This is a genomic window from Chitinophaga rhizophila (assembly GCF_019492185.1).
GTDB lineage: Bacteria > Bacteroidota > Bacteroidia > Chitinophagales > Chitinophagaceae > Chitinophaga > Chitinophaga rhizophila.
On the sequence record NZ_JAICCF010000001.1, the window covers coordinates 519,436 to 544,036 of the forward strand.

The 24,601-nt window shown below is 42.9% G+C and carries 19 protein-coding genes and 1 tRNA gene; 9 read left to right on the top strand and 11 right to left on the bottom strand.

Annotated elements, in window-relative coordinates; genetic code table 11:
• Window positions 1-324: 324 nt before the first annotated feature.
• The 5 genes from K1Y79_RS01865 (at window position 325) to K1Y79_RS01885 (ending at window position 5,726) form a co-directional block, all read left to right on the top strand.
• Window positions 325-735, top strand: a complete 411-nt coding sequence (locus K1Y79_RS01865; protein ID WP_220248301.1) for a nuclear transport factor 2 family protein — start codon at window positions 325-327, stop codon at window positions 733-735.
• A 94-nt stretch (window positions 736-829) separates the two neighbouring features.
• Window positions 830-1,699, top strand: coding sequence for a helix-turn-helix domain-containing protein (locus K1Y79_RS01870; RefSeq protein WP_220248302.1), 870 nt, complete (start codon window positions 830-832; stop codon window positions 1,697-1,699).
• Between the two features lie 655 nt (window positions 1,700-2,354).
• Complete coding sequence (locus K1Y79_RS01875) at window positions 2,355-2,915, top strand: hypothetical protein (protein ID WP_220248303.1); 561 nt, start codon at window positions 2,355-2,357, stop codon at window positions 2,913-2,915.
• A gap of 50 nt (window positions 2,916-2,965) precedes the next feature.
• Window positions 2,966-4,450 (top strand): Hsp70 family protein, encoded by a 1,485-nt coding sequence (locus K1Y79_RS01880; RefSeq protein WP_220248304.1) that lies wholly within the window; start codon window positions 2,966-2,968, stop codon window positions 4,448-4,450.
• 577 nt (window positions 4,451-5,027) lie between these two features.
• Entirely contained in the window at window positions 5,028-5,726 is a 699-nt protein-coding gene (locus tag K1Y79_RS01885; protein ID WP_220248305.1) for a hypothetical protein, read from the top strand.
• 81 nt (window positions 5,727-5,807) lie between these two features.
• On the opposite strand, the gene K1Y79_RS01890 is transcribed toward K1Y79_RS01885, so the two are convergent.
• The 3 genes from K1Y79_RS01890 to K1Y79_RS01900 form a co-directional block, all read right to left on the bottom strand.
• Window positions 5,808-5,880 (bottom strand) — tRNA-Lys (locus K1Y79_RS01890).
• Between the two features lie 72 nt (window positions 5,881-5,952).
• The gene (locus K1Y79_RS01895; protein WP_220248306.1) at window positions 5,953-8,376 is read right to left on the bottom strand and encodes a penicillin acylase family protein; all 2,424 of its coding nucleotides are present in this window, start codon (window positions 8,374-8,376) and stop codon (window positions 5,953-5,955) included.
• Window positions 8,377-8,427: 51 nt separating this feature from the next.
• Entirely contained in the window at window positions 8,428-9,537 is a 1,110-nt protein-coding gene (locus tag K1Y79_RS01900) for an aminotransferase class I/II-fold pyridoxal phosphate-dependent enzyme (RefSeq protein ID WP_220248307.1), read from the bottom strand.
• A 26-nt stretch (window positions 9,538-9,563) separates the two neighbouring features.
• Here K1Y79_RS01900 and miaE point away from each other — a divergent pair, with 26 nt between their 5' ends.
• Window positions 9,564-10,160 (top strand): tRNA-(ms[2]io[6]A)-hydroxylase, encoded by a 597-nt coding sequence (gene miaE, locus K1Y79_RS01905; protein WP_220248308.1) that lies wholly within the window; start codon window positions 9,564-9,566, stop codon window positions 10,158-10,160.
• On the opposite strand, the gene K1Y79_RS01910 is transcribed toward miaE, so the two are convergent.
• Window positions 10,157-12,397: a patatin-like phospholipase family protein gene (locus K1Y79_RS01910; RefSeq protein WP_220248309.1), complete on the bottom strand. Its 2,241-nt coding sequence runs from the start codon at window positions 12,395-12,397 to the stop codon at window positions 10,157-10,159. The genes miaE and K1Y79_RS01910 overlap by 4 nt on opposite strands.
• Window positions 12,398-12,565: 168 nt before the next feature.
• Here K1Y79_RS01910 and K1Y79_RS01915 point away from each other — a divergent pair, with 168 nt between their 5' ends.
• From K1Y79_RS01915 to K1Y79_RS01925, 3 genes are all read left to right on the top strand, one after another.
• Complete coding sequence (locus K1Y79_RS01915) at window positions 12,566-14,050, top strand: MFS transporter (RefSeq protein ID WP_220248310.1); 1,485 nt, start codon at window positions 12,566-12,568, stop codon at window positions 14,048-14,050.
• A 280-nt stretch (window positions 14,051-14,330) separates the two neighbouring features.
• Entirely contained in the window at window positions 14,331-14,741 is a 411-nt protein-coding gene (locus K1Y79_RS01920) for a MauE/DoxX family redox-associated membrane protein (RefSeq protein ID WP_220248311.1), read from the top strand.
• Between the two features lie 28 nt (window positions 14,742-14,769).
• A complete protein-coding gene (locus tag K1Y79_RS01925) occupies window positions 14,770-15,009 on the top strand; it encodes a hypothetical protein (protein WP_220248312.1) in 240 nt (79 codons plus the stop codon).
• Between the two features lie 39 nt (window positions 15,010-15,048).
• Here the strand turns inward: K1Y79_RS01925 and K1Y79_RS01930 are convergent, their stop codons facing one another.
• From K1Y79_RS01930 to K1Y79_RS01960, 7 genes are all read right to left on the bottom strand, one after another.
• Window positions 15,049-16,464 carry a RagB/SusD family nutrient uptake outer membrane protein gene (locus tag K1Y79_RS01930; RefSeq protein WP_220248313.1) on the bottom strand — a complete coding sequence of 472 codons (1,416 nt, stop codon included), beginning with the start codon at window positions 16,462-16,464 and terminating at the stop codon, window positions 15,049-15,051.
• A gap of 15 nt (window positions 16,465-16,479) precedes the next feature.
• The gene (locus K1Y79_RS01935; protein ID WP_220248314.1) at window positions 16,480-19,767 is read right to left on the bottom strand and encodes a SusC/RagA family TonB-linked outer membrane protein; all 3,288 of its coding nucleotides are present in this window, start codon (window positions 19,765-19,767) and stop codon (window positions 16,480-16,482) included.
• Between the two features lie 137 nt (window positions 19,768-19,904).
• Window positions 19,905-21,041 carry a FecR family protein gene (locus K1Y79_RS01940; RefSeq protein ID WP_220248315.1) on the bottom strand — a complete coding sequence of 379 codons (1,137 nt, stop codon included), beginning with the start codon at window positions 21,039-21,041 and terminating at the stop codon, window positions 19,905-19,907.
• A gap of 54 nt (window positions 21,042-21,095) precedes the next feature.
• Window positions 21,096-21,425: a hypothetical protein gene (locus tag K1Y79_RS01945; RefSeq protein ID WP_220248316.1), complete on the bottom strand. Its 330-nt coding sequence runs from the start codon at window positions 21,423-21,425 to the stop codon at window positions 21,096-21,098.
• Between the two features lie 459 nt (window positions 21,426-21,884).
• Window positions 21,885-22,553, bottom strand: a complete 669-nt coding sequence (locus K1Y79_RS01950; RefSeq protein ID WP_220248317.1) for an RNA polymerase sigma factor — start codon at window positions 22,551-22,553, stop codon at window positions 21,885-21,887.
• 252 nt (window positions 22,554-22,805) lie between these two features.
• Window positions 22,806-23,348 carry a hypothetical protein gene (locus K1Y79_RS01955; RefSeq protein ID WP_220248318.1) on the bottom strand — a complete coding sequence of 181 codons (543 nt, stop codon included), beginning with the start codon at window positions 23,346-23,348 and terminating at the stop codon, window positions 22,806-22,808.
• Window positions 23,349-23,515: 167 nt separating this feature from the next.
• The gene (locus tag K1Y79_RS01960) at window positions 23,516-24,412 is read right to left on the bottom strand and encodes a DUF6263 family protein (RefSeq protein WP_220248319.1); all 897 of its coding nucleotides are present in this window, start codon (window positions 24,410-24,412) and stop codon (window positions 23,516-23,518) included.
• Window positions 24,413-24,601: the final 189 nt, after the last annotated feature.

Consider the following 24,601-nt stretch of genomic DNA (forward strand, 5'->3'; position numbering starts at 1 on the left):
CATTGAGCCACTGCTGAATTTCTTGTTGATCAACAGTATTATAGCCGTACCAAAACTTAGCGTCTTCTCCTGTGGTCGTTACAAGGTCGGGACTAGCGGCATTCCGCTGCTGTCTTGCCCTTTGTTCAGTATTATTGTAGTTCTTCAACGATGGTCTAACCTCTCTCCAATTTTGTTTGCATCTGGCAGGTAATTGAACTGTATTTCCACGGTATCACATTAGAATATCTGAATTGTACCGCAGAGGCGATAAAAAACACCATAGGGCGAAATGGTGAAGCACTACCTTTGGTAAATAATTAACAATCTAAATCGATAGCCATCATGGAACAAAAATTTCCATTGCCGCCTTTCACTTATGAGACGGCAATACAAAAAGTTCAACTCGCAGAAGATGCTTGGAATACCCAAGATCCTGAGAAAGTATCAAAAGCCTACACTGTAAACAGCGAATGGCGTAACCGGTCTACCTTTTTAAATGGCCGCGAAGCGATTGTAAAATTCTTAACTACCAAGTGGGAGAACGAACACCAGTACAAATTAAAGAAGGAACTTTGGGCGTTTACAGACAACAGGATCGCGGTACGTTTTGAATACGAGTACCACAACAACGAAGGTCAATGGTTTCGGGCATACGGAAACGAAAATTGGGAATTTGATGAAAATGGCCTTATGCAGAAAAGATATGCCAGCATAAACGATGTAAAAATTGACGAAACAGACCGTAGGTTATAACAACAGCCGCAAGTATCAAGGGCGGGTCAGGTACCGCCCTTTTCAATGAAAATCCTTAATTATCTTATCATCAAATAAAATGACAGCGACTAGAATGAAAAAGGAATTTCCAGTCTATGATATTTGCAAGTTTTCTTACGCACAGCAAGACGAAATTATTATAAAACCACTTGCGCCTTATCTGAGATCCATGAGGAAACTTCATTTTCCCCATCGTCACGATTTTTATCATCTAATAATCTTTACGCAGGGCGGCGGCAGCCATACCATAGATTTTGAGAAGTTTCAGATTAAACCCTATCATGGCTATTTCATGGCTCCTGGCCAGGTTCACGGATGGAACTTTGAAGGTGATATTGATGGATATGTAATCAATTTTTCAGCTGACTTCTTTAAATCTTTTCTCCTAAACAACCAATACTTAAAAAAATTTGAATTTTTAAACGGCAAGGTTCAACATTCCGTGGTAGATATTCACGAAAAGGATCAATCATCTGTGATCGAATTATTAAACAAGGCACTAATCGAAGTAGAAAGTACAGGCAAATTCCAATTAGATAAACTCAGAATTATACTATTAGAATTATTCTTTTTAATTGCAGACATCAAAGGAGAATCAGAAGAGTTAAGAGGTATGGAGAACCACAATCAAATCGTCCTCAGAAATTTTGAGCAATTGATAGATGAGCATTTCCTTCGACTCAGGTTACCTAAAGACTATGCTGAACTTTTATGTGTTACGCCGAATTATTTGAATATTATCTGCAAAGAACTATTAGGCATATCTGCAGGGAACCTGATACGAAACAGAATTGTTTTGGAAGCCAAACGTATGCTAATCAACCTAGAGCTGACAGTAACCGAAATTGCTTACAAATTAAATTTCAGCGATAACTCTTACTTCTGTAAACTTTTTAAAAATCAGACAGGGATGTCACCTGAAACTTTCCGGAAGACATTGTAATTGTGTTTCTAACAAATGCTTCCGAAGAAGTGATAGAATTTATCCGCCGCTATGAAACTGGCGGCACTTCTGAAATCAACTTTATTAGCAGCATACACCGAATGGAAAGACTTGGATAAGTACATCGGGATATGAAGCAGGGCGGAATGCAGGATCTTCGCCCGAAGGTATTGAGCCTTGAGATCTTGTCCATCACATTACAACTAAGTTCCTAAGTAAGATATGACGCCAACGAGTCAAAATAATATAATGAAAGTTCGAGGTGTATGCCCTAGTTTCATGTATGTTGAGCCAACTATCAAGACTTCGATTACAGCATCTTGATTAATCTGGCATATTTAATATTTAATAATCAGATAATTATATGGTTGAATAATATTTCATATACTGGCGGAGTTATCTTACTCGACTTTCCCGGACTACTATCGATGGGCTATTCCTTCATTAGGAAAGAAGTATTCATCCCTGATGTCCCTTGCTATCTGACGTTCCACGAATATCTCTCCTTAATTGACACTTGGTTATAATTTACTATCACCAGTATCTTATTTCACTAAATTCTAATAATCCTGTATATTAGATAAAGCCCCAAACACAATGAACAAGCTAGTATCAACGTTGATAAGCGATTTTAAACAATTAATAATGGATTTCCATGGCTTATGATTTCTATGGGTTTAATCCTTTGGATTTCGAAGAACTAGTGCAAGCGCTATTTCAAAGAGTACTTGGGAATAGTTCATTAATATACGGCCTTGGAGCGGATGGCGGGCGCGAACTAAGTTTTCGGGGACGTGCAGCTTTTGCTTCGCCGTACGAATTTCATGACGGTCTTTGGATTGTACAGGCCAAATTCCGATCGAGAGATGTGCATAATCATGAACAGTATGATTGGATCAGCCGGCAATTCAAGAACGAAATGCGAAAATTCAAATCGGGTAATTATCCGGTACCAGACCAATATATTTTTGTCACTAATGCGGTACTAACGGCTGGTTACCAGCGTGGCGGCCGGGATAAAATGCAGGCGCTGGCTGAGCACTATAAAAACACTATTCCCAGAATCTATATTGTTGCCTATGATGAACTGTGCAAATTACTCCTTAATAATGCAGATGTACGGCAGGCCTATGATCATTGGCTGAGTCCGGGCGACCAAATGGCTCAGATTAAACAGCTACTTGCTAAACAAAACATCTATACGCTTTCGTTATAGCCGACAATGAGATCCGTGAGATACCAGTTCTCCGCAATTATACCTTTAATTTGCCAACCGATCCAATATTATCTGTAGACTTTGGTACAAGTTATTCGCTCTGCGGTGTAATTGGTCAAAAGGGAAATGTGGAATTAGTTCCAACTGCTGGTGGCAAAATATTGCTTCATTCTTGTATCAGTTTTTTTCAAAATGGAAGTTATGTTGTAGGCAACCCGCAACTCGCACAAGTCACCAATGAAGGAATATTAAGTTTTTCGAATATTAAACGTTATTTGATTTCAGAGACGCATTTCGACATCTTCGGTAAACGCTATAGTGCAGCTCAACTGGCCACACTTATTATTTGTTCACTGAAAACAAGTGCTGAAGAGTATTTTGGTTGTGCATTTAAAAACGCGGTCGTTGCCAAACCTACAAATTTCAATTTGCGGCAAGCCAAAATGTTAACGGAGGTCTTCACACAAGCCGGTTTGAATGTTTGCAGAATGCTTGATGAGGGAACTGCTCCTTGCTATTTGTACCCAAAGGCGTTTACACAACAAGCAGCATTATCCAGCTACGTTAGATTCCTAGTCGTGGACCTTGGCGGAGGAACACTCGACTTATCAGTACAGGACTTTGAAGATGGTGTTTATCAAACTAAAGCAGTACTTGGTAATAACAGGCTGGGGGGGATAGATTATGACCTGGCTGTATTAGCTCTGGCTGAACGAAAAATGAAAGAACGATATCCCATACTTGCTAACCAGAATTTTGAAGCCCTACTGTTTGAGGCTGAGCGTGTAAAGAAGGCTCTTAGCGACATGCAACATGTAAGCTTCTTGATCAAAGACTATGATTTAAATGATGGCAATCTGACCGATTTTACAGTCGAAATTAGCAGAAACGAGTTCAGAGAATGTACCTCAGCATTAAATGAGCGAGTTTCAGTTTATTTACTAGACGTCATGCGTATGGCAACCGCAAACGAAATACCTACACAAAATGATTATAACATCAATGCCGTAATGTTGACAGGTCAGGGTGCAAAAATTTTTACCGTACGCGAATTGATCAATAATATGTATCCGGATATACCAGTAATTGATCAGTTCATGGAAAACGCAGTATGCTTAGGTAATGGTAGTCAAGCGGGAGTACTTCAGGGAATTGTCAAAAATGAACTTTTGCTAAGTGTACACAACTCAATATTTATGATCAAGGCCATAAACAAAGGTTTTCGGGATAAAGATACCATTCGTTTAGTGATTAGCATGGCCTCAACTCCGGCGCTTAATACACAGTTCTGCAACTTAATTAACCCAAATACAACAATACCTTTAAAACAACATTTTAATTTTCAAATAGAGGTTAGTGATCCAGAGCAAAAAGAATTAATCTTGCCGATCTATGAAGCGGACTTCCAAAGTGGAGGTATCGAGCTACTGCAAGAGCTTCGTGCTTCGGTTAACGGAGGAACGAATAATATGCGGTTGACATTGGAAATTGATGCAAATCATCAAGTAAGTTTCTATTTTAGAAATATTGGTTAACGCCTTTTCGTCTCTGCCTATTTGCAAATGAAAGCCTAGATAGAAAAAAAGGTTAAAATTCACTTTATGTGGCTGCTAGCGCGGTAAAGATGTACCATTTTGTCAACTAATGCCCTAAATTTCCAATTTCATCTCTAAAATTTATGATCCACCAGCTATCTAAACATTAATGTATCTATAAATTTGTCAGTATAATTTCAAGCCTCCGTTAAACGAAAACCAGCTGAGACCCAAACCTGCTTAAAAATTGATAATTAAATCGTTGTGTCAAATGCTTAAATACAAAAACGCTCCAAGTCTTTCAACTTGAAGCGCCTAATTTCTCGTGACCCCAGGTATGGGAAACTCGAACCAGATTGTGCATGAATTAACTAATTGGAAGGAGTTTAACCTAAATTTGGTTTAAATAAAATAGTAAAAGTTCGAGGTTGGTGTTGGGTATAAGTTACTATTATATAACGACACACAAAAAAGCAATAGAAAATTGAACCTGAAATGGCGTTATTATCAAGTAATTAATGGTATCTATTTAACTTTGAAACACAATATCTATTTATTAGTTGTCATAAATAAAAGTATGCGAAAACTATTTTTCACTTTTACTATCTGTTTCTTTACCATACTGTCCATAGCGCAAACGCGTATTGAAGTAGTGGAACAGGATAAATTATTTGAACTGAAAGTTGACGAGAACAGATTTGATTACGGCTGGTTGCCTAGCATGTCAGGAAATATACCATGCTTTAGAGATTACACTAAAACTGAAATCAGTACTGAGCTAGTCGATATTAAAAAAGACTCGGTAATCCACACCTCTACTGAGACCGAAGAAAGAGGTTTGAAGATAGTACCTGCTAAAATAACTTTAGATAAGGATGGAAGAATATTCTTCCTTAGGGGGGAAATAACTGGTGCATGGGAAGACGTTATACCCGACGAATTTGAAATTTTTGTTGGCCGTCGTGTTGATACTGTATCAAACCTGGCGGTTTCACCGAATCTGCATGGCGATATTTACTATAACGGAGTGAAAGTCGATAAAACAATTGTCATCGCTAAAGTTCCAGCATTTTATCTGAAAGATTTTAAGAAATTCGAAGCATATAGAAGTAGTAAAGAAGACGTGAATTTAGATAATAAAAAAATGCTTTTTGAAATTAGTACCGTCGTAGATGAAGAAAGTATTCTCGTATTTGGTTTGTCATCCAGGTATGCAGAGATTTTTAATATCGGTAAATTACTTATTGGGAAACAATCCGATGAGAAGATATATTAGAATCCTAGAACGGTTGAAATACCAACGATTCTATATAAGAAAAAAGCTCCAAGTTTACAACTTGAAGCCTTTACCTGCCTGTGATCCCGCTGGGACTCGAACCCAGGACCCATACATTAAAAGTGTATTGCTCTACCAACTGAGCTACGGAATCAATCACCCTTTCTGTGATTGGGAGTGCAAAGATAGGAATTATATATTCTCTTCCAAATATTTTTTAACTATTCTATCCTTTGCTGAAATGGATCTTGAACTTAATCGCCGGATCCGCCTCTTCCTCACGGCTAAAAACATGCAGCAAGTAATACTTCCCCTGTACCCAATCCTGCACAGCATTATCATAATAAGGACTACCCGGATTACCGCTTTGGCCGCCAGGATAAATGCCATAAGCCTCTGTTTTTGCACTCATCTGTACGACCATCTTCCAGGAGGGCCCATGTAATTGTTTAGTGGCATTTACGATATGGCGACCACCGCCTGTCCGCAAATTCATGGCATTGAATGGAGCAATGGACCGTGTAAGGTGACGGATATTTGTTCCACGGAAAAGACCGAACTCCAGCTTGTTAGCTGCATCGAGGGCTTTCGCACTGTCAGCTGTAGTAGTGAACGCCTGCAATATTATTTGGGAAAGCGTTTCCTTTTCCGGAGTATGGACATTATCAATGAATTTCATGGATGAATCGCGAATCAGCCAGAGAAGTGTTGTTTTTTCCCAAGGTTGCTGCATAGGTGTCTTATCTACGACCATCTCGTCATTCCAGATAGATGACTGCAGCTGGTCCCAGAAAATGTTAAAGATAGTTGCGCCTTTGCTATCCGGACTACTTTGCAGATCCCACTTATTAAGCATTTCCCAGTAGTTCTTCTGGTCAGCCGATAACAATGATACCGGCAAGTGTTTACGTATTAGTGGTAATGCTGCTCTGGCAAATGGATTCAGGTTATCATTCTGTAGATCCATCATATCCTGTATGGTGATTTGACTATCTGCTGCCAGCACTTCATTGATACGTTTTCCGCGGAACAGATCGAAGTCGGCCAGGTAATAATATGGATAAGAACTGTCAGTTGGATGCTGATTTGCAGAACTTACAAACCCCCTTGCGGGATTGTACATATGAGGATTCTCCTGCTGTGGTATGTAGCCCTGCCATGCAAAGCTGCTGTCGCTACCTGGCATAATCCACTTACCTTGATCTTTCCAGCGCAAAGGGAACTGACCATTGTGCCACAGGGCAATCTCGCCGGATTTAGCAGCAAACGCGAAGTTCTGCGCAGGACAGGTATAATGTTTTAATGCTGCCAGATAATCATTATAGTTACGCGCTTTATTCAATTCCAGGAAAGTTCTGATCTCTACAGAAGGGTCTAGCGCCTTCCAGCGCATTGCCACGAACTGGTTATTAGTTGCTGTATCTGGGAAGACATTGTCATATACGACTGGCCCCCATACAGTATATGCGACGGTATCATAGTATGGACTGCCACCTTTTACATTTATCTTTTCGATACGTAAGTCGGCATCACGATAGCTTCCGTTGAAGAGATACTGCTGTTTACCATTACGGAACTGCATCTGGTAGTAATCCTTTACGTCCTCTGAACCATTGGTAACACCCCAAGCAATATGATCATTAAAGCCTATTATAACCCCAGGCGCACCTGGTAATGTAGCGCCATATACATTCATCTCAGGAGTATGAATCTGCGTTTCATACCATAGCGATGGCAAACTTAGTCCCAGGTGGGGGTCATTACATAAGATAGGCGCACCGGCGCGTGTCTTAGAACCTGCTACCGCCCAGTTATTACTACCATTATCAGGATCAGGCCTTTCCTCTTTAAAGTGCAAGGATATACCTGCCGCATTCAGAATACTGTCTGCCGGCGGTCTAACCTTGGCCGTAGCTGCTGGGTAAACTGTACCATGTGGTATAATCGGATCAATACTGTCTCCGAAGTCGGGATACAGGTTATCGAAGTCTGCCTTGCTGAACAGACGGCGTGCATTTGTATAAACCAGGTCATTTGCCCCTCCTGCAAGATCTGCCGCCATCATCTTCAAAAGCAAAGCCGAATTGAGCGTCGTCCATTTCTCAGGTTTATAGTTAAGTAGCTTATACTCCAATGGAAGCGTGGCATCTGTGAGTGTGTTGATATAAGCATTGACCCCCTCTGCATAGGCTCTTATTGCCGGCGCAGCAACAGCATCTGCCTCCATAGCCTTCAATGCCTGCTCAGCACCATAAAGCATCCCTGTACGTCGCTGATGACGATCATAACTAATCATTCTTGCCCCCAGAATCTCTGATAGACGGCCGGCTGCAGCAAAAGACTGCAACTCCATCTGCCATAGCCTGTCACGCGCATGCATATAACCCTCCACATAATAGGCGTCGTTGGTATTCTCAGCAAAAATATGAGGAACCATTCTGTCGTCCAACCAGACCTCCGCTTTACCCTGTAGCCCTGGTAACTGCAACTCTTCGTTGTAATTTTTGCTGATGGAAGTCGCGTTCTGCCAGAAACCTTCCTGTGGACTTAACAAACGTCCGAGTGGAGGAAGGGATCCCCAGGAACGATCAAGGCAAACAATTAGTGCAATGGTTATAACCGCTGAAACGGTAAAGGGAACAAATCTCATACGTGCTAGCTTGTTCTGCTAATATACATAAAATATAATGCAGACGCTACGCTACCGTCTCAACGCCTGAATAAGTCTGTCCACCTCTTCTACTGTGTTGAAGCTGTGCAGTACGATACGTAAACGCTCTTTCCCTTTGGGGACCGTAGGATGAAGGATTGCTCTTACGTCCATTCCGGAGGCCTGTAAGCCGGCTGCCATTTCCTGGGTATTCTCGTTTCCCGGTGTAAGAATAATCTGTATGGGGGTATCACTATGCAATGTGGACAGTCCGGCTACTCCGCTTCTGAATCGGGCAATAAGGGATAATAGGTGCTCCCTAGCGGCCCGCATGTATGGAAACAGCTCATAACTTGCTACAATCGCAGCTACCGCTGTGGGCGGTAAAGCAGTTGTATAAATAAACGAGCGGGAGAAGTTAATTTGAAAATCACGCAGAACGCCACTTCCTAAGACAACCGCTCCATGACAGCCTACAGCTTTTCCGAAAGTGTGCACTCTTGCGAAACAGGCGTCCTGTAAGCCCAGATGCTGAACAAGCCCCTCTCCTTTAACGCCGACCACGCCTGTGGCATGTGCTTCATCCACAATCAGGTGAGCGCCATACCTTTCACATAATAAAGCCATTGCCTGTAATGGAGCAAAGTCACCATCCATAGAATAGACAGATTCTACTGCTACAAAGATATTACCTGTACTATGCTGCAGCTTTTTCTGCAGATCTTCGAGATCATTATGCAGAAATGAGTAAGCCTGTGCCTTTGAAAGCCTTATTCCATCACGGATAGACGCATGTATCAGCTGATCATATACAATAGTGTCTCCTTTTTGCGGAACGGCTGAAAACAGACCCAGATTGGCATCATATCCGGAATTATATATCAAACCGGCTTGTGCCTGATGAAAGTTTGCAAGCATTTCCTCAGCCTCTTCCACCCAGGGATAATTACCTGCCAACAGCCTTGATCCGGTACTACCATGCATATAGGGCCTTGCCTGGAGCAGCATATGGACGCTTTCCTGCATTGCTACGCTTCGAGACAAGCCCAAATAATCATTAGAACAGAAATCAACTGATCCCGGAACAGATACCCTCAGCCGGCGGAACGCATGCTGCGCCTCACGCTGGGCTAATTGCTGCAAAAGAAAATCTTCTTTCATCTCTCAAAGCTAAGTAACTTTGCCCTATGAGTAAAGTCTCCATATTAGGCCTGCATCTTCCTACCGATCCGCGCTGGGTGAACCTGGCTGCCATCTCTCTGGAAGAGATTCTGACAGACCACGCCTTCTGCGAACAAAAAGCTGCCACATCCTGTATTTCCCTGATCCAGCGTTATCCTGAGAAAGATAAACTGGTACAGGAATTAGCTCCTATTGTTACGGAAGAATGGGGTCATTTCCGCCAGGTGCTGGCTGAAATGCGTAAACGAGGATTCTCGCTAGGTAAACAACGAAAAGACATGTATGTAAACGCCCTGATGTCTCACCAGAATAAAGGCGGTGATCCTCAGACAGTGTTGCTGGACAGGCTACTCATATTTGCACTAATCGAAGCACGTAGTGCAGAACGTTTCCGCCTGCTCAGCGAAGGACTTGAAGACGAATATCTGAAAGAATTTTACCGGAAGTTTATGATATCCGAAGCAGGACACTATCGCCTCTTCATTGACTTAGCTAACGAATATGTGCCAGAAGACAAAGTCAGGGCACGCTGGCAGGAATGGCTGACGCTCGAAGCTGAAATTATTAGCAATCTGGAAGTGCGTGGTGACAGAATGCACTAGAAATTAAATCCTATATTAACATACATTCTTAAGCGTCCGTCCTGATCACAATACATGACGGACGCTTCTATTGGCCCCATAAAGGAGGAATAACCTCCTGTTAATCCATAGCCACTCATATATTTATACTTAGCTGAAATATCTCCAAGGAAATCATACATCACCACGCCTGCCCGGGGAATTGCATAAGTATTACGCATAAATTCATACTGATAGGATAGCTGGAGCGTAGCCGCACTAGAAGTGGTAATTTCCGCCTCCCGAATGCCAACAATAGGTAGCTGATTACGCATTACAGCATTTAGCCCCCCTACTACAAATGCATTGATAGGGCCCTGCTGGTGAGTAAAATTGGCTCCTGCTCCTGCCTGTATCTGCATAGTGCCCTTACTGTTAAATGGTACATGATACTTCATGTGTAACAGTGTACGCTGATAATCATTGAATTTATACCCATAATCTGCGGGCATAGTCTCTTCTCCATCTTTGTACACTCGATATCCCGTCTGCTGGTGATATACCCACCCGGATTCAAATTGCAAATCCATTCCCCGCCGCGGATATATCTTTCTATCAAGGGAGTTCACCCCAAAAAATACATAACTGTTCAATTGGTTGCCATTTCCCCTGAGTACTTCCACTGACTCATATCTCGGTGTCAGATTCAGAAATTCATACCGTGTACCAACCCCCATAGCCATCATACTATTCAGCGTGTATTGAAGTTTTGCTTCACCATTCAGATACTTCATATGATATTCCATCTGTCTTTTAAAGTCCCTATATAGCGTCAGCTCATTATCCTCGTAATACACTCCCAATCCAAAGCCAAAGTTCCGTTTCGGCCCAAGGTACTTGAAGAACTCTCCCTGCACTCGCGGATTCTCACTGATTGCCAAACTCACAAATGAACGCGAGTTAGGAACAACAAAGTTCCGTTGTGAGATATTGACAATTGCGCTTGCATTCGTGAAACTATTATATTGTAAACCAAACTTTACATAGGTCAAAGGATTCTCTTCAACCTGTATGTCCATAATACTTTTACAGTCTCCCTGTGGCTCTAGCCTATAGGTGATCATTTTGAAAAAACGGGTACCAAATACATTCAGCACGGCATTCTTCAGATCCGCAGGCGTATAACAGCCGCCTTTTACTAATCCGAGCCTACCTCTGAAAAAGCTCTCGTCGGAATGCACCAGGCCATTCACCTTAATATCCATCAGTTCAATATCTGGGGTAAACGGCAGGCGATCTTTCCGGAATGGTCTTTCCGGAGGATACAAGGCATTTAATGAATCGGCCATGCGCTTAAAGATTGGATACATCTCCTCCCCCTTCTTACGGCCTATATCCAATAATGAGTCTACACTCCCAAAGCTTGCTGCACTATAATCGTCCAGCTGATGCTGTATATATATGTCAGTCAGCTTCTTTGCCTCTCTGAAGTCATCCGCATCCTTGTAGAAACCCAACTGATATATAATATCTAATGGTGTAACCAGCTGGTCAGCTTTACGGAGACCATTACTTACATTAGAGCCAATTACAATATCAGCCCCCATCTCTTTTGCGGTAATGACGGGAAAGTTTCGGACTACCCCGCCATCCACCAGCTTCTTGTCTCCGATCTTCACGGCTGTAAATACAGAAGGGATGGCCATACTGGCCCGGATTGCTGTTACTATATCACCTGAATCTAATGTGACCACCTGACCGGTAGTGACATCTGTAGCAATACATTTAAAAGGGATATTAAATTTTGAGAAGTCTCTGACATTGTTCACAGGCCAGCAAAGGCGGGCCAACTCCAGCCAGAGTTGTTCACCGGCTATCACACCTGACGCCAGCTTAGGCTTGCCATACTCAAACGGGATCTCTATCATGTACTTGTTGTACTCCCGCTTCTCTTCAAAGGAAATGTCAGTAAGAACAGGTTGATTTGAGAAAAGATTGTCCCAGTCCATCTGCCTGGCCACCCTCTCAATTGCATCCCCGGAATAACCCATGGCATAAAGCGAGCCCACAATACTGCCCATACTGGTACCAGTCAGATAGTCAATTTTCAGTCCTGCGCTATCCAATGCCTGTAAAATACCTATATGGGCTAGTCCCTTAGCCCCACCACCACTTAATGTCAACCCAATCCTAGGCTGCCTAGGTGCCTGTTGGGCAACAACTGCCACTGAAAGCAGCAGCGAGATGAACAATAAAGCTAAAGCCGGTCGTTTACGCATATATCAATTGTGTGGTGCTAACCCAAAGTCCCTAATAAAGTTAGTAGAAATTACTTATAATATCAGACGGATAATCACCATTGTTCCCCTATTTAAATATGTAAATACTATAACATTTACGACAATTTGCCTATATTATACATCGATATCAACCAAGTAACCACGTATATGATTAACAGCAGAACCTCTCAATCCATCTGGCAGGTAATATTAGCCTCGTCTGCCGGAACGCTTATCGAATGGTATGACTTCTATATTTTTGGGAGTCTGTCCGCCATCATTTCCCAGAAATTCTTTCCGCCTAGCAATCCGGATCTTGCCTACATTGCCACGCTGGCCACCTTTGCTGTAGGATTTATTGTGAGGCCCTTTGGTGCCATTGTCTTTGGCAGACTTGGAGATCTGACCGGACGCAAACATACTTTTCTCCTGACCTTATTAATCATGGGTGGTTCGACCTTTGCCATCGGACTCATACCCGGTTATGACAGTATCGGATTACTGGCTCCGATCCTGGTATTACTGCTTCGTCTGCTACAAGGGCTGGCACTCGGAGGAGAATACGGCGGCGCAGCAACCTATGTTGCAGAACATTCCCCGCATCATCAGCGCGGATACTATACCAGTTTCATACAAACCACTGCTACCCTAGGCCTGTTCGTGTCATTGGCTGTGATTCTCATTACCCGGACGGCTCTTACTCCCGAAGATTTCAACGGGTGGGGATGGCGTATCCCTTTCTGGCTATCCATTCTCCTGGTCATAATGTCTTATTATATCAGGATAAAATTGAAAGAATCTCCTCTGTTCACTCAATTGAAGGCTGAAGGTAAGACGTCCCTCAATCCTCTCCGAGAAAGCTTTGGTAAGAAAGAAAATCTGCGTATGGTATTGCTGGCCCTCTTTGGCGCAACCATGGGACAGGGTGTAATTTGGTACACCGGCCAGTTCTATGCCTTATCTTTCCTCCAGAAGACCATGCAGGTAGAATTTGTACAGTCCAACATCATCATTGCTGTTGCACTGTTGCTGGGCACTCCCTTTTTTATCTACTTCGGTAAATTATCAGATAGAATAGGCCGGAAGAAAATCATGATGACCGGAATGATCATTGCCGCACTGGCGTACTATCCCATATATGCCGGTATGGACAGAATAGCTGATCTTGGACTGAAAAATGAGGACACCAGTCGTTATAGCATAGAGAACTCCATCACCAGAAATGATAAAATGGAGAATGTAGAAAAGTCCGTTAAGGTCAAAACCTATACTGACGGATCCAAATTTAGGGAAACAACTATATCCACAGACGGTAAACAGGAAATTGTCAGAGAAATAATTGTCAGTAACAGCCAGCAGTGGCAGCTTATTTTTCTGGTATTCATACAGGTTATATTTGTCACTATGGTATATGGCCCGATTGCAGCATTTCTGGTGGAACTCTTCCCCACAAGAATACGATACACATCCATGTCATTGCCTTATCATATAGGAAATGGTGTTTTCGGCGGACTTCTACCTACAGTTGCAACGCTGCTGGTAACAGAAACTCAGAATCACCTGGCGGGATTATTATATCCTATTTCCATCGCGCTTGTCTGCTTCCTGATAGGTGTTACAGGAATAAGAAGTAATATGATTGCCAAAGAATAATACAAAGATATAGTCTCTGCATAGTAACCAAACCCGGATGGCAGCCTAGCCTATCCGGGTTCTTACTTTTTCCCGGAAAAATCCCTTATTTGTTAAAATTAGTTATCAATTTTAGCGAAATTGAGTACATTAGCATACAGACGTTGTTAACTCTTTTTACCTATAGCCAAGTCAATCAATACAAACAGAACAGGCAGTTAACCCATTACATCGTATGTACGTCTTAACAGCGTATACACAATTCTTTATCAGTTATTTACATTCCTTATCCTAAACTACTATGAAGGCTAATACGGTTCTCGCATGGATATGCTATGCGCTGTTCTTTCTGTTTATATACGCCAGTCTGAATAAGCTATTTGCATATGACTTCTATATATACGACCTTAAGAGGTCCCCACTGCTGTCATCTTATGCAATACCTATAGCGGTCCTGGTGCCAGTCATGGAGCTATTAGTTGCCTTCCTCATCATAGCCGACTCCACCCGTCGTTACGGACTTGCAGGTGCTGTACTACTTATGGCAGGCTTCACTATCTACGTAGCTTATGTACTCATTTTTACGGCGGAAAGACCTTGTACTTGCGGAGGCCTTATCCGTCATCTTTCCTGGAATCAACACCTGGTATTCAATATAACTTTCCTGTTCCTTGCTATAGTTGGCTATAGGCTAACCTATCTTTTAAAATAAAACATTCACTTATTTAACGCAATACTATATGAAAAAAGCAAAAATGATGCTTGCACTTATAATAGCAGCTACGGCTGTCAGTGCAGCTTACGCCTTCAAGGCCAGATCCTTCTTTGGTTATGTCGTCGATGGAGGAGTCTATTCCATTGTACTGATTCCATTCAATTGCCCTGCAATCGGGGAAGGGTGTATCTACACCTCCTGGAACAACAATACGTTTCAGGTCTATACTTTGTCAGGACTAAGAATGAACCCGGTAAGGCCATAACGTATCAGGAGCGGAGTGTCCGCTCCTGATACGTTATATTCAGTACCCTTTATTTTGGGTAAGATTAGCGTTTCGCCTGATTTCTTCTGCCGGCACCGGCCACAGTTGCTTTTCTGTACGCCACTGGGTCTCTTTGGCGGCGCACGCCTGTGGCATAATAACATCTATGTTATTTGTGCGGCGCAGATCAAACCAACGATGCCCGCCTTCTGTAAATAACTCCCATTGTCGCTCTTTCAAAATTACTTTCAGTGCATCCTCAGCACTGATGACCGGCTCAATTCCGGCTAGTGGTGATAGTCCTGCTCTCCTGCGCAATACATCTACGTCGGCAAGGGCCTCTTTTACTTTACCCATATATACCATTGCTTCTGCACGGATCAGGTATTGCTCCGCCAGTCTGAATATCATGGTATACTCAGACAGCTGGGTGCCTGATCTCACCTTATATTTGTAGGCATAGTAGTACGTCACCCTGGGATTTACAGATGAATCATTAAGCCTGCCTATCCACAATGACTTCCGTATATCCTGATGATCAAAGGAGTTCACATAATCAGCTGCCAAAGCAACCTGAGTAGTCAGTCGTGGTGGATATATAAGTATGAACTCACGTCCTTCATGAGTATTCAGGTTTAGATAATTAGGAGAGGACGGCATTAGCTGCCAGATAGCTTCTCTGCTATTCTTTAAGAACACATGTTCCGGGCTTACCAATTCATATCTGTCTTTGCTCTCGATCAATGACGAGGCCAGTGATGCTGCCTCCGGGTATTTCTGCGAGTACAGGTACACCCTGGCCAGCAGTGCGGCAGCGGTTGCTTTATTGGGGCGCGTCCTTTCCTGGCTTCCAGGCAGGCTGTTACTTGCAGCGTAACCATCATGCAGGAGGTCGCATGCTTTCTTTAGATCAGCTACAATCTGCTCATAGACCGCTGTAATTCTTTCCCTTCGCAGCTTCGCATTCTCGCTGACATCAATAGATGTTGACACAGGTACGCTACCGAATAAATTGACTAGGTAAAAGTATTCATACGCCCTTATAAAATAAGCCTCTCCCATCAATTGGGACTTAACAGCAGGCGTTAATACAGATGATTGTCCACAACCATCCAATACATCATTAGCCATATATATACAAGCATAAGCGTCTTTCCAGTACCAGTATGCGTAGATATTGTCGGGCTGCATTTTATTCCTGTATAGATCTGAAAGTTCAGCCTTTGTAAAAACCGTCAGCTCATCTCCTGAAACGCCTGTCAAAAGTGCTGTACGATAACTAGATGCTGATCCGTCGGCCATCCTGGCGTAGATACCCATTACAATACGGGTTGCGCTGCTATCTGATTGATAATACGCAATACGCCCTTGCTGCTGCAACTCCTGTGCATCTTTAACACAGGAACATAGTAATAAGAGCTGCAATAGCGTAAAAAAATATTTTGTTGTAAACATTATCTGTGTTTTGTATTAAAAGACTATTCTTACACCAGTACTGATTACCGTTAAGGGAGGAACCACTGAATGATTACCAGATGCCTGTGTTTCCGGGTCCGTACCTGTATAACCTGTAAAGGTCAGCGGGTTCTGCATATTTAGATGCGCCCCGGCACTTTTAACACTGACTCTTTCGCACCATGAAACAGGTAAAGCCCATAGTAAAGAAATATTTCTTACGCGTGCATAGGAGGCATCCTGTATCATCCCATCGCTTGTCTGAAACTCCGTATTGGCTGCCTTTGCATGATCCCCTATGCTGGAGTATTTCTGATAAGGTGTACGATCACCACTCTTTCGCCACCTGTCTGCTCGCTCCTGCAACTGGTTAGAACCACGTTGGATAAACTGCCCTGCCATTGAAACCGGCGGCATGCGCATTCCTTGCTGATGTACATACTGACAATGAACATCAAGCCTGACGCTGCCAAAAGTAATACCCAGCCCCAGTCCTGTATAAAACACAGGTCCGATAACAACAGGTTCTTTCTTTAATCGCGAGGATGTTCCAGGAGCATCTGATTGCTCAAATGTATAGATGCCTGTCTGGCTATCCACGCCTGTACTTTTATTAACCATCCTGACGTTCAAAGGATAGCCAACCTTATACAGCTCACCGAAGCTCGAGGCTTCCAGGTCAGGGAAAGACACCAGCTTGTTGCGGGGCACGGTGAGATTCCAGAATAAGTCATAACGTAGATTATTACTTTCCACCGTTTGAGACAATGCCTTTCTGGCATCTACTTCAAGTCCCGTATTCAGTATCAGCGCCTTCATATTTGCTGTCATAGTCTCGTACCCTGTTGTCGCGGGCAATGTCCGGCCTGCCAGCTGATTCTTCGTTTTATTCCTGTAGTATATCATCTTGACGGTCACAGATGCCGGTAATTCCAGCTCTATTCCAAGCTCACTTTTTTTATTAATCTGCCATTGCAGGGCTGCAACGGCATTATTGCCAGGCGTCAGCCCCAATGTGCCCATATAACCATAACCTGTCTGATAAGCGGTCGATACCGGTACATCGTAGGGTATTCGATCATTGCCTGTATTTGCAAGCCCTACATGCAACTTCCCCTTTATCAGCCATTCTGGTGTACCCAACAAACGCTCCTCTGAAAAAACCCAGGTTGCTCCTGCTGCCCAAAACAGCCTGTATCGTCCGTTACTACTGATCCTGCTGCTACCGTCCCTTCTCATTGTACCTGTTAGCACATAGCGGCCAGCATAACTATAACTAGCCCTGCCAGCCAGAGAGGCATACTGATAGTCTTCTTTTGTGGCCGAAAACGATACATGCCGCGCATTATTAATATCGCGCATCTGCTCATCACTTATAAAACCTCTTCCTGAGAAAAGCTGCCCACGTCTGACTGTTCTCTGCATGGTAAATCCGGCAGCCATTTCCCAGCTATGCAGACGCTTACTACTGCTATATACCAACTCCGGCTCAACTACCCAGGTTCTGGACTGATTACTACCAGCAGACATCGAACGCTGATCCTCCGGGTTGCTGCTCCCTGGTAATAACGAGACGAAAGGAAGCGCAGACATATCGTCTAAACGGTTAAACGCGTGCCCCAGTAATACCTGCATGTACACTTTACTTGTCAATGCCTGCTGTAGGTAAATACTACTAACAAGGCTCTTTTCTTTGATAAAAGTATATTGAGATACAACTGCATAAGGGTTGTTGTAGGTATTATTTTCCCAATTAAGTTTGCCCTCTGCTGTCTTAACAGGCGGACTATTCGGTGAGGAGAAAATAAGGCTTGCAAGGTCTACTACCGGCAGATGGTAGCTATTAGTACCATAAAAGTTACTGAATGTACATTTCAGACGTTGGTCGCGTGACTGATGTGTGATACTGGCATGACTGGTGATCTGCCTGTTGTTAAAGTCCTCCGGATATACTGTTGTCTGATTCTTTAGCTTACCGGATATCAGATACTGTGTCTGGTCACTACCTTGTGAAAGACTGAGCCTTACTTCTTCCTGACGTGCTGTATTTCCTATTAAAGACTCCTGCCAATCTGTATATCTTATTGTATCCCACGTACCATTCATGTCATAATCGGTACTACCAGGCCCCACACCATCATTCTGCATTGCTTCCCTCCTCATCTGTATATACTGCATTGTATTCATCAGCTTCACTTTTCTTCCCGAGATTGCAATACCATTACTATAGTCAAATTGTGTACGTGGTTTGCCTGCTTGCCCACGCTTGGTAGTAATAAGAATCACACCATTAGTTCCCCTTGATCCATATCTGGCTATTGCCTCTGCGTCTTTTAATATCTCAATATGGCTGATAGACAACAGATCTAAGGACGATAACGGGCTAATCCGCCCTGCTGCATTAGCGGTTTGCGAGAGAGATGTGGTATTCATTATAACACCATCCAGTACATACAGCGGACCTATACCATCCGGCATACTATTATAGCCACGTACAAACGTTCTGGTACCAGAACCGGGAACACCGGATAGCTGAGTAATCTGCAGACCTGACACACGACCTGCCAGTGCATGTCCCAGGTCATTTACTAGTTGACCCTCCAGCTCATTTCCAGTAATAAAATCCCGGGCTTTCCTATCAGGGATTGTGGATATTAAATAATGGTATTCCGGTTTTACGACTGTAGTATTCAACTGCCTGGTCCTTAACTCAAGATGGGCCGGCGGGGCCTGATCAGTATTATATTTAATAACCTTTGGCTCATATCCCGGACAATTGACTAGCAAGTTACCCTGGAGGGGCATTCTCAACAGCCGGTATCGGCCACTTTCATCTGTAACAGTCGAGATTCTTCTGTTGTATAAACAAGTGACTACAGCACCTGTTAGTGGCAGATAATGTTTGTCAGTTACTATACCATGGAGAATGGGTATAGACAGTGGCGGTGAATCATATAACGGAACGTCCGCCGTTTTCACACATATCTCAATCTGGCCCCCTGGTTGCAGTATATATTTTACGCCTGTCTGAGCTGAGAATATCTGTTTCAACGCCATGTCTGGAGGTATATCTTTACACTCCACGTACACCGGTGAAGATCGTTCTTCAGCACCGGGTATGAAATAAAAGCTGGTCCCTGTCTGTGCTGAATATCTTGTCATTACATCATACAGACTGCGCCCCTTTTCATTTAATGTTACAAGTTTGTTTTTATTAGTGATCTGTTTGTCTGACTGTGCATTTGCATTGATAGTCCCGAACATCACAGTCATAAGGAAGAAAATCATCCTGAAAGTGTACATAGTTAGGAATTAGTTTTTGTCCTTTTGATAAATCTGCTGAAATAATATTGTAAAACCCTATCGCATAGCATTCCGGCAACTCCGGCAGCATATCTTACTACCGGAGCCTAATGGCATAGTGAGGGACGATTAAAAAGTCAATGAGAAGGTTCGACCTGAATCATGCCATCCTGAAAAGCAATACTCATCTTGCTTGATTTAGATAGCCAGGAAAGATTTTCCGACAGAGATAAGGAACGGTCAAGATGCGCATGTATTTTCAATTCGGGGATGTGGTGATGCAACGGCACATTATACCATTGAGATATCTGCATAAGCGCATCCCTTAGCAGTACTCCCTTAAAATCAAACCAACCAGTAGTCCAGGCCATCTCCATGGCTGTATTCGCCTGACTTTTAACAAGACTATTGCCATTCAGCACTGTCTGTTCACCTGCTGCAAGGCTGACCGTTTCACCAGTTGTACCAACCCTTACCTGTACACTGCCTTCCAGAAGTGTTGTACGTACCGCATCATGAGGATAACATCTTATGTTAAAATGTGTACCTAATACCTGCACCTGCTGATTTCCGCTGATAACTACAAACGGGCGCGAAGAATCTTTGGCTACTTCAAAATAACCTTCCCCCTCCAGTTCGACCTGCCTTACATATGCTGTAAATACTGACGGGAAAGTTAGCTTGCTACCCGCATTCAGAAAGGCAATTGAACCATCTGGCAGCGACATCCGGCATTGCCTTTCGGCAGGAGTAGACAATACATCCAAACCCGGATCAAAAAATATTGAGGCACCTGATACCGTTGATTGTTTAAGCCGGTAATTGACATATCCGCTATCGGAAAGAGATATACTCACATGCGGCAGATCTGCCAATACTCTTTTACGCGGATGCTGGTTCAGCACATACCTTCGGCCATCAGACAGCTTAAGTACCCCATCCTGCTCAACAAACGGGTCCTGCTGCCTGACAGCTCCTTCTCTGCTGAAAAGGCGAGGAAAAGAGATGGTCAGCAATATCAAAAGAATGGCAGCAGCAGCTACACCATAAGCAATCTGATGGATCTTACGCCTGCGTTTATCAAACTGATCGGCGGACATAATCTTTGACCAGATTCGCTCCTTCATCTCTTCACTGGGGATGTATTGGCCTGGGAGTTCTGACATAACGGTCAGATAATAGTACCAGCTTTCCACCTCTGATACTTCATCACTATTGCACTTACCTTCCTGGTAGCGGCGAAGTAGTTTTTTAAATTCGAGATTGTTTAACATACCTGGGGATTTAATTTATTTGGAGGATCCTGCTAACAGCAGCAGGTAACAATGTCAACTCTTATACTTTCTCATTGCGTATTTAATGAAGCTGCTGAAGTCTTTTATATTATGCTGATATATCAGCCGGGTAAGCTTAATGTAACTCTCTTCTGTAATACAATCAGTGAATCTCAGTCCCGACACTAATACATGCAGGAATAAACCAGGCAGGTATATCATACCGGCAATAAAATATGGCCATGCAATATTATTGGCCATATAGCCGAAGAAATGCATCAGGCATAATAATACAACTGAAGCAAGCAGTACAAAGCAGATCAGCTTCAGGTTACTGCCCGGCCTTGATACGTTCGGGGGCGGAATACCTGTATTTACTGGCATTGAACTACCTCTCTGTTGATTATATGGTGCATTCCTGCACGCACGACGCTGATTGGCTTTTATCCCACATCTCCTGGAATTAGTACGCACACAGGTCGTCACTTTCGGGCACACGCGTGACCGATCACATGGCTTACATTTTTTTTGTTCCAAAATAGACTCGTTTTGGCGCTGATAACAATTATACTTTAGCTAGTAACCTACTGTTACGGCAATACAAGACCGCGTCCTGAATGAGGTCAGAACTGTATATATCGCGGACACGAGATACCCATTTAGCAGTACGCTATGAGGTCTATCAGGTCAATGTATTGCTGATAATAGCATATTGGCCGACTTAAAACTCCAGGATGATTTTGCTTCTCCTCTATTTCAGTGGCTGGTTTAATATATAGTCCCCTAAGCAGGCCAAAAGTCGCGCGTAAATAAATATTTTTTTTTAGTCAGGGTTGATATCTGTTAGCAGCTAGGAGTAGTAATACCGGTTTCAACAGGAGCCAGGGCTTTTGACGACGGACTTTTAAGGTTACCCGATTGCGCATAGTGACTGTAAATAACGCTGATAATACAGGCCCATTCAAAGAAGCTCAATATCTTTTTCAACGCCTTATCTACCCTATAAATACGATTTTTAACGCCTGATTCTGTCAGATTCATACGTTCTGCTATCTCCCTGTTACTTAGCTTATGGTCCGTGTGGAGCCGGAAAACCTCCCACGTATCCGGTGCCAATGTCCTGATAACACCATGTATTATAGCTACTATTTCCCGTTCGCGGATGGCATCATCCACCATTTTGGCACCTTCCATATGCCATTCTGTATAGGATTGGAAGAATCTTTTGCGTACAGGTTTTCTTCTAACCTCCTTAAGATTACGGTTTATCACCGCTTTACACAAATAAGTAAATAGGGTACAATTAATATTTAAGGCTTTTTTTCTCACTATAAGAGACATGAAAACATCATGTACTACATCCTCAGCTATTCCATTATCCTTTATAACGGAAACGGCATGGTCATATAGTCTCTTCCAATAACGATTGTAGACCTCCCCTAATGCAATCCGGTCCTTTTTATTGAGCAACTCTATCAGCTGAGTATCTGTATGTTTGTTGTATCTCTTCATGGATGATGATTTTGGTTGTCTACGAATATGTACAGGAAAGACACATGAAGGCGCGAAGTTACCTACTATTGCATAATGATCTGCACATTATCATCACGTTAACAGATGGATTAACATGTATTTAACTAATGTTAATTATTCGTAAAAATGAGCCTGAACAATAAAGAAAAAGCTGCTCCTGTAAGAGCAGCTTTTTAAACTATTTTGCCTGGAGCAGTACACCCCCTCACGTTATTCATCGTACGGCCGGTATCAGTCAGTCTCCTTACCCGACAAAGCGTCCATAGCCTCCTGCAATGCCGCATTTGCCTCATTCACCAAAACTTCATCCATCTCTGACGTATCTTTAGTATGCTTCAGTACCGCTTTTCCTGCTGACAATTCCAGGTGTGCCATCACCGCTGCACCTCCCCAGAAATAGTCATAGATAAACGCAACTCCTTCCTCCCCCGGCTCCATATATTGCGCTACGCTTTTCAATACTGCCAGCATCGGCAGTATCTCATAGTAATTCTCGCTGAACATCAGACTCGTAAAGATATAGATATCTTCCTCCGTCTTAATCAGACTAAATGTTTCCGGAGCCTGCAAACAGGATTCAAAGACTTCTCCATTAGATGCAGCTGATGACATAGGAATGTCTTGTAGCGTAGATTTTGAATACATATCCCGGCTGTTCCACCATGCCGCCCAGTCTTCATCGGGTATTGGCGCAGCCGGCCTGGCCTCAAAGAAACGTTTGAGACTATCTTGCTTCATCTTGAGTTTTACAAATAACGAGCTGAGTTCTGACATAAACAACGAATATTAACAGGATCATCAATGACGAGACACGGACTATTCATGCCTCCGAAAACCGGAAGTTAACAGTAAATTATTTATTTATCAGGAGTAATTACAACAAAGGCCTCTGGTTAGAGGCCTTTGTTATATACCGGCTTGCACCGGTAATGCTGTATGAACTATTTCTTCTGTAATTCACTCTTCATCGTCTTTATAACCAGCCTCGATATTGCACCTCCCCGCGGTTTCATATCATCTTTGATGGTTGCATTCACCAGCATGCCTGTTTTGCTATCTACCGTAATAGTACCTTTACGCGAATAAGCTACCTGTATATCATTGTTGGTAACTGTTGTGGATGAAGCCGTGATGTCCAGGTTACTGCCATCTTCCGACTTAACAACATACTCCACTCTTACCGGACCAACATTATGTGTCTCATTGCTGCTCCACTTATCGCCTACACCTACAGCATCCTCTGTTACGTAAGCAAATGCATTTTCAAATATCTTCTGCACCTCTTCATTGTTGATCAGCCCCCTGGTAGATTTCTCAAATTCCTGTTGTGCGGGCGTATTCTCTTCTTCCATACCTGCCAATGCAATATTAATCAGTGTATCCAATCCGGTAACTTCATTAATCTGCATATTTTCGTCGAAGTAAAGTGTAAATGATTTACCCATCATGCCTTCACCTAACTTACGCAGCCTGTCGTTCTGCTTATGCTGTTCGTCATTCAGGCTTTTTACTACAAACTCCTTAAAATCATCTGAATTGAAACCGGAGCTCTCACGTGTAAACAGGTGCTCGGTCTTATGATTAATCTTCAGGTAAGTAGCCCTGATCAAGTTCTTCCCCGCCGCATTCTTTCCTATTACACGCAGGAACCAACTATAGGAATAGCTCTGGTTAATGGCTTTTACACCATCTTCGTGAATGTCTGAAATAATAGTACTCCTGAAAATGTACTGTTCACCCGGATGTAAAACTGGAATAATTGTCTTTTTAACCTGTCCTGTCAAAATTGTTGAAATGGAGATAAGGCCCACCAACAGGACAACTGTCTTTCTGGTCATAGGAATATACTATTGGTTTTAAAAAACAAATATATAAAAATGATTATACAGTTTCCTAATAAGCATCTCAGCTACACTATTGCCCTTATTGACAATCAGTATCCCCAAAGCGGTGTTTGTCGCCTTAATACAGTATCTCCACCCGGTTTTATGTTAATTTTACAACAGCATTTGTTAAGTTAGATGGAT

What these genes read in the sequence shown, in the direction of transcription:
- K1Y79_RS01925 (WP_220248312.1), top strand. Translation starts at nt 14,770, where the DNA reads ATGAAAAAAGCAAAAATGATGCTTGCACTTATAATAGCAGCTACGGCT.
- K1Y79_RS01875 (WP_220248303.1), top strand. Translation starts at nt 2,355, where the DNA reads ATGGCTTATGATTTCTATGGGTTTAATCCTTTGGATTTCGAAGAACTA.
- K1Y79_RS01900 (WP_220248307.1), bottom strand. Translation starts at nt 9,537, where the DNA reads ATGAAAGAAGATTTTCTTTTGCAGCAATTAGCCCAGCGTGAGGCGCAG.
- K1Y79_RS01910 (WP_220248309.1), bottom strand. Translation starts at nt 12,397, where the DNA reads ATGCGTAAACGACCGGCTTTAGCTTTATTGTTCATCTCGCTGCTGCTT.
- K1Y79_RS01955 (WP_220248318.1), bottom strand. Translation starts at nt 23,348, where the DNA reads ATGTCAGAACTCAGCTCGTTATTTGTAAAACTCAAGATGAAGCAAGAT.
- K1Y79_RS01885 (WP_220248305.1), top strand. Translation starts at nt 5,028, where the DNA reads ATGCGAAAACTATTTTTCACTTTTACTATCTGTTTCTTTACCATACTG.
- miaE (WP_220248308.1), top strand. Translation starts at nt 9,564, where the DNA reads ATGAGTAAAGTCTCCATATTAGGCCTGCATCTTCCTACCGATCCGCGC.
- K1Y79_RS01950 (WP_220248317.1), bottom strand. Translation starts at nt 22,553, where the DNA reads ATGAAGAGATACAACAAACATACAGATACTCAGCTGATAGAGTTGCTC.
- K1Y79_RS01920 (WP_220248311.1), top strand. Translation starts at nt 14,331, where the DNA reads ATGAAGGCTAATACGGTTCTCGCATGGATATGCTATGCGCTGTTCTTT.
- K1Y79_RS01960 (WP_220248319.1), bottom strand. Translation starts at nt 24,412, where the DNA reads ATGACCAGAAAGACAGTTGTCCTGTTGGTGGGCCTTATCTCCATTTCA.
- K1Y79_RS01930 (WP_220248313.1), bottom strand. Translation starts at nt 16,464, where the DNA reads ATGTTTACAACAAAATATTTTTTTACGCTATTGCAGCTCTTATTACTA.
- K1Y79_RS01915 (WP_220248310.1), top strand. Translation starts at nt 12,566, where the DNA reads ATGATTAACAGCAGAACCTCTCAATCCATCTGGCAGGTAATATTAGCC.
- K1Y79_RS01940 (WP_220248315.1), bottom strand. Translation starts at nt 21,041, where the DNA reads ATGTTAAACAATCTCGAATTTAAAAAACTACTTCGCCGCTACCAGGAA.
- K1Y79_RS01895 (WP_220248306.1), bottom strand. Translation starts at nt 8,376, where the DNA reads ATGAGATTTGTTCCCTTTACCGTTTCAGCGGTTATAACCATTGCACTA.
- K1Y79_RS01935 (WP_220248314.1), bottom strand. Translation starts at nt 19,767, where the DNA reads ATGTACACTTTCAGGATGATTTTCTTCCTTATGACTGTGATGTTCGGG.
- K1Y79_RS01870 (WP_220248302.1), top strand. Translation starts at nt 830, where the DNA reads ATGAAAAAGGAATTTCCAGTCTATGATATTTGCAAGTTTTCTTACGCA.
- K1Y79_RS01865 (WP_220248301.1), top strand. Translation starts at nt 325, where the DNA reads ATGGAACAAAAATTTCCATTGCCGCCTTTCACTTATGAGACGGCAATA.
- K1Y79_RS01945 (WP_220248316.1), bottom strand. Translation starts at nt 21,425, where the DNA reads ATGCCAGTAAATACAGGTATTCCGCCCCCGAACGTATCAAGGCCGGGC.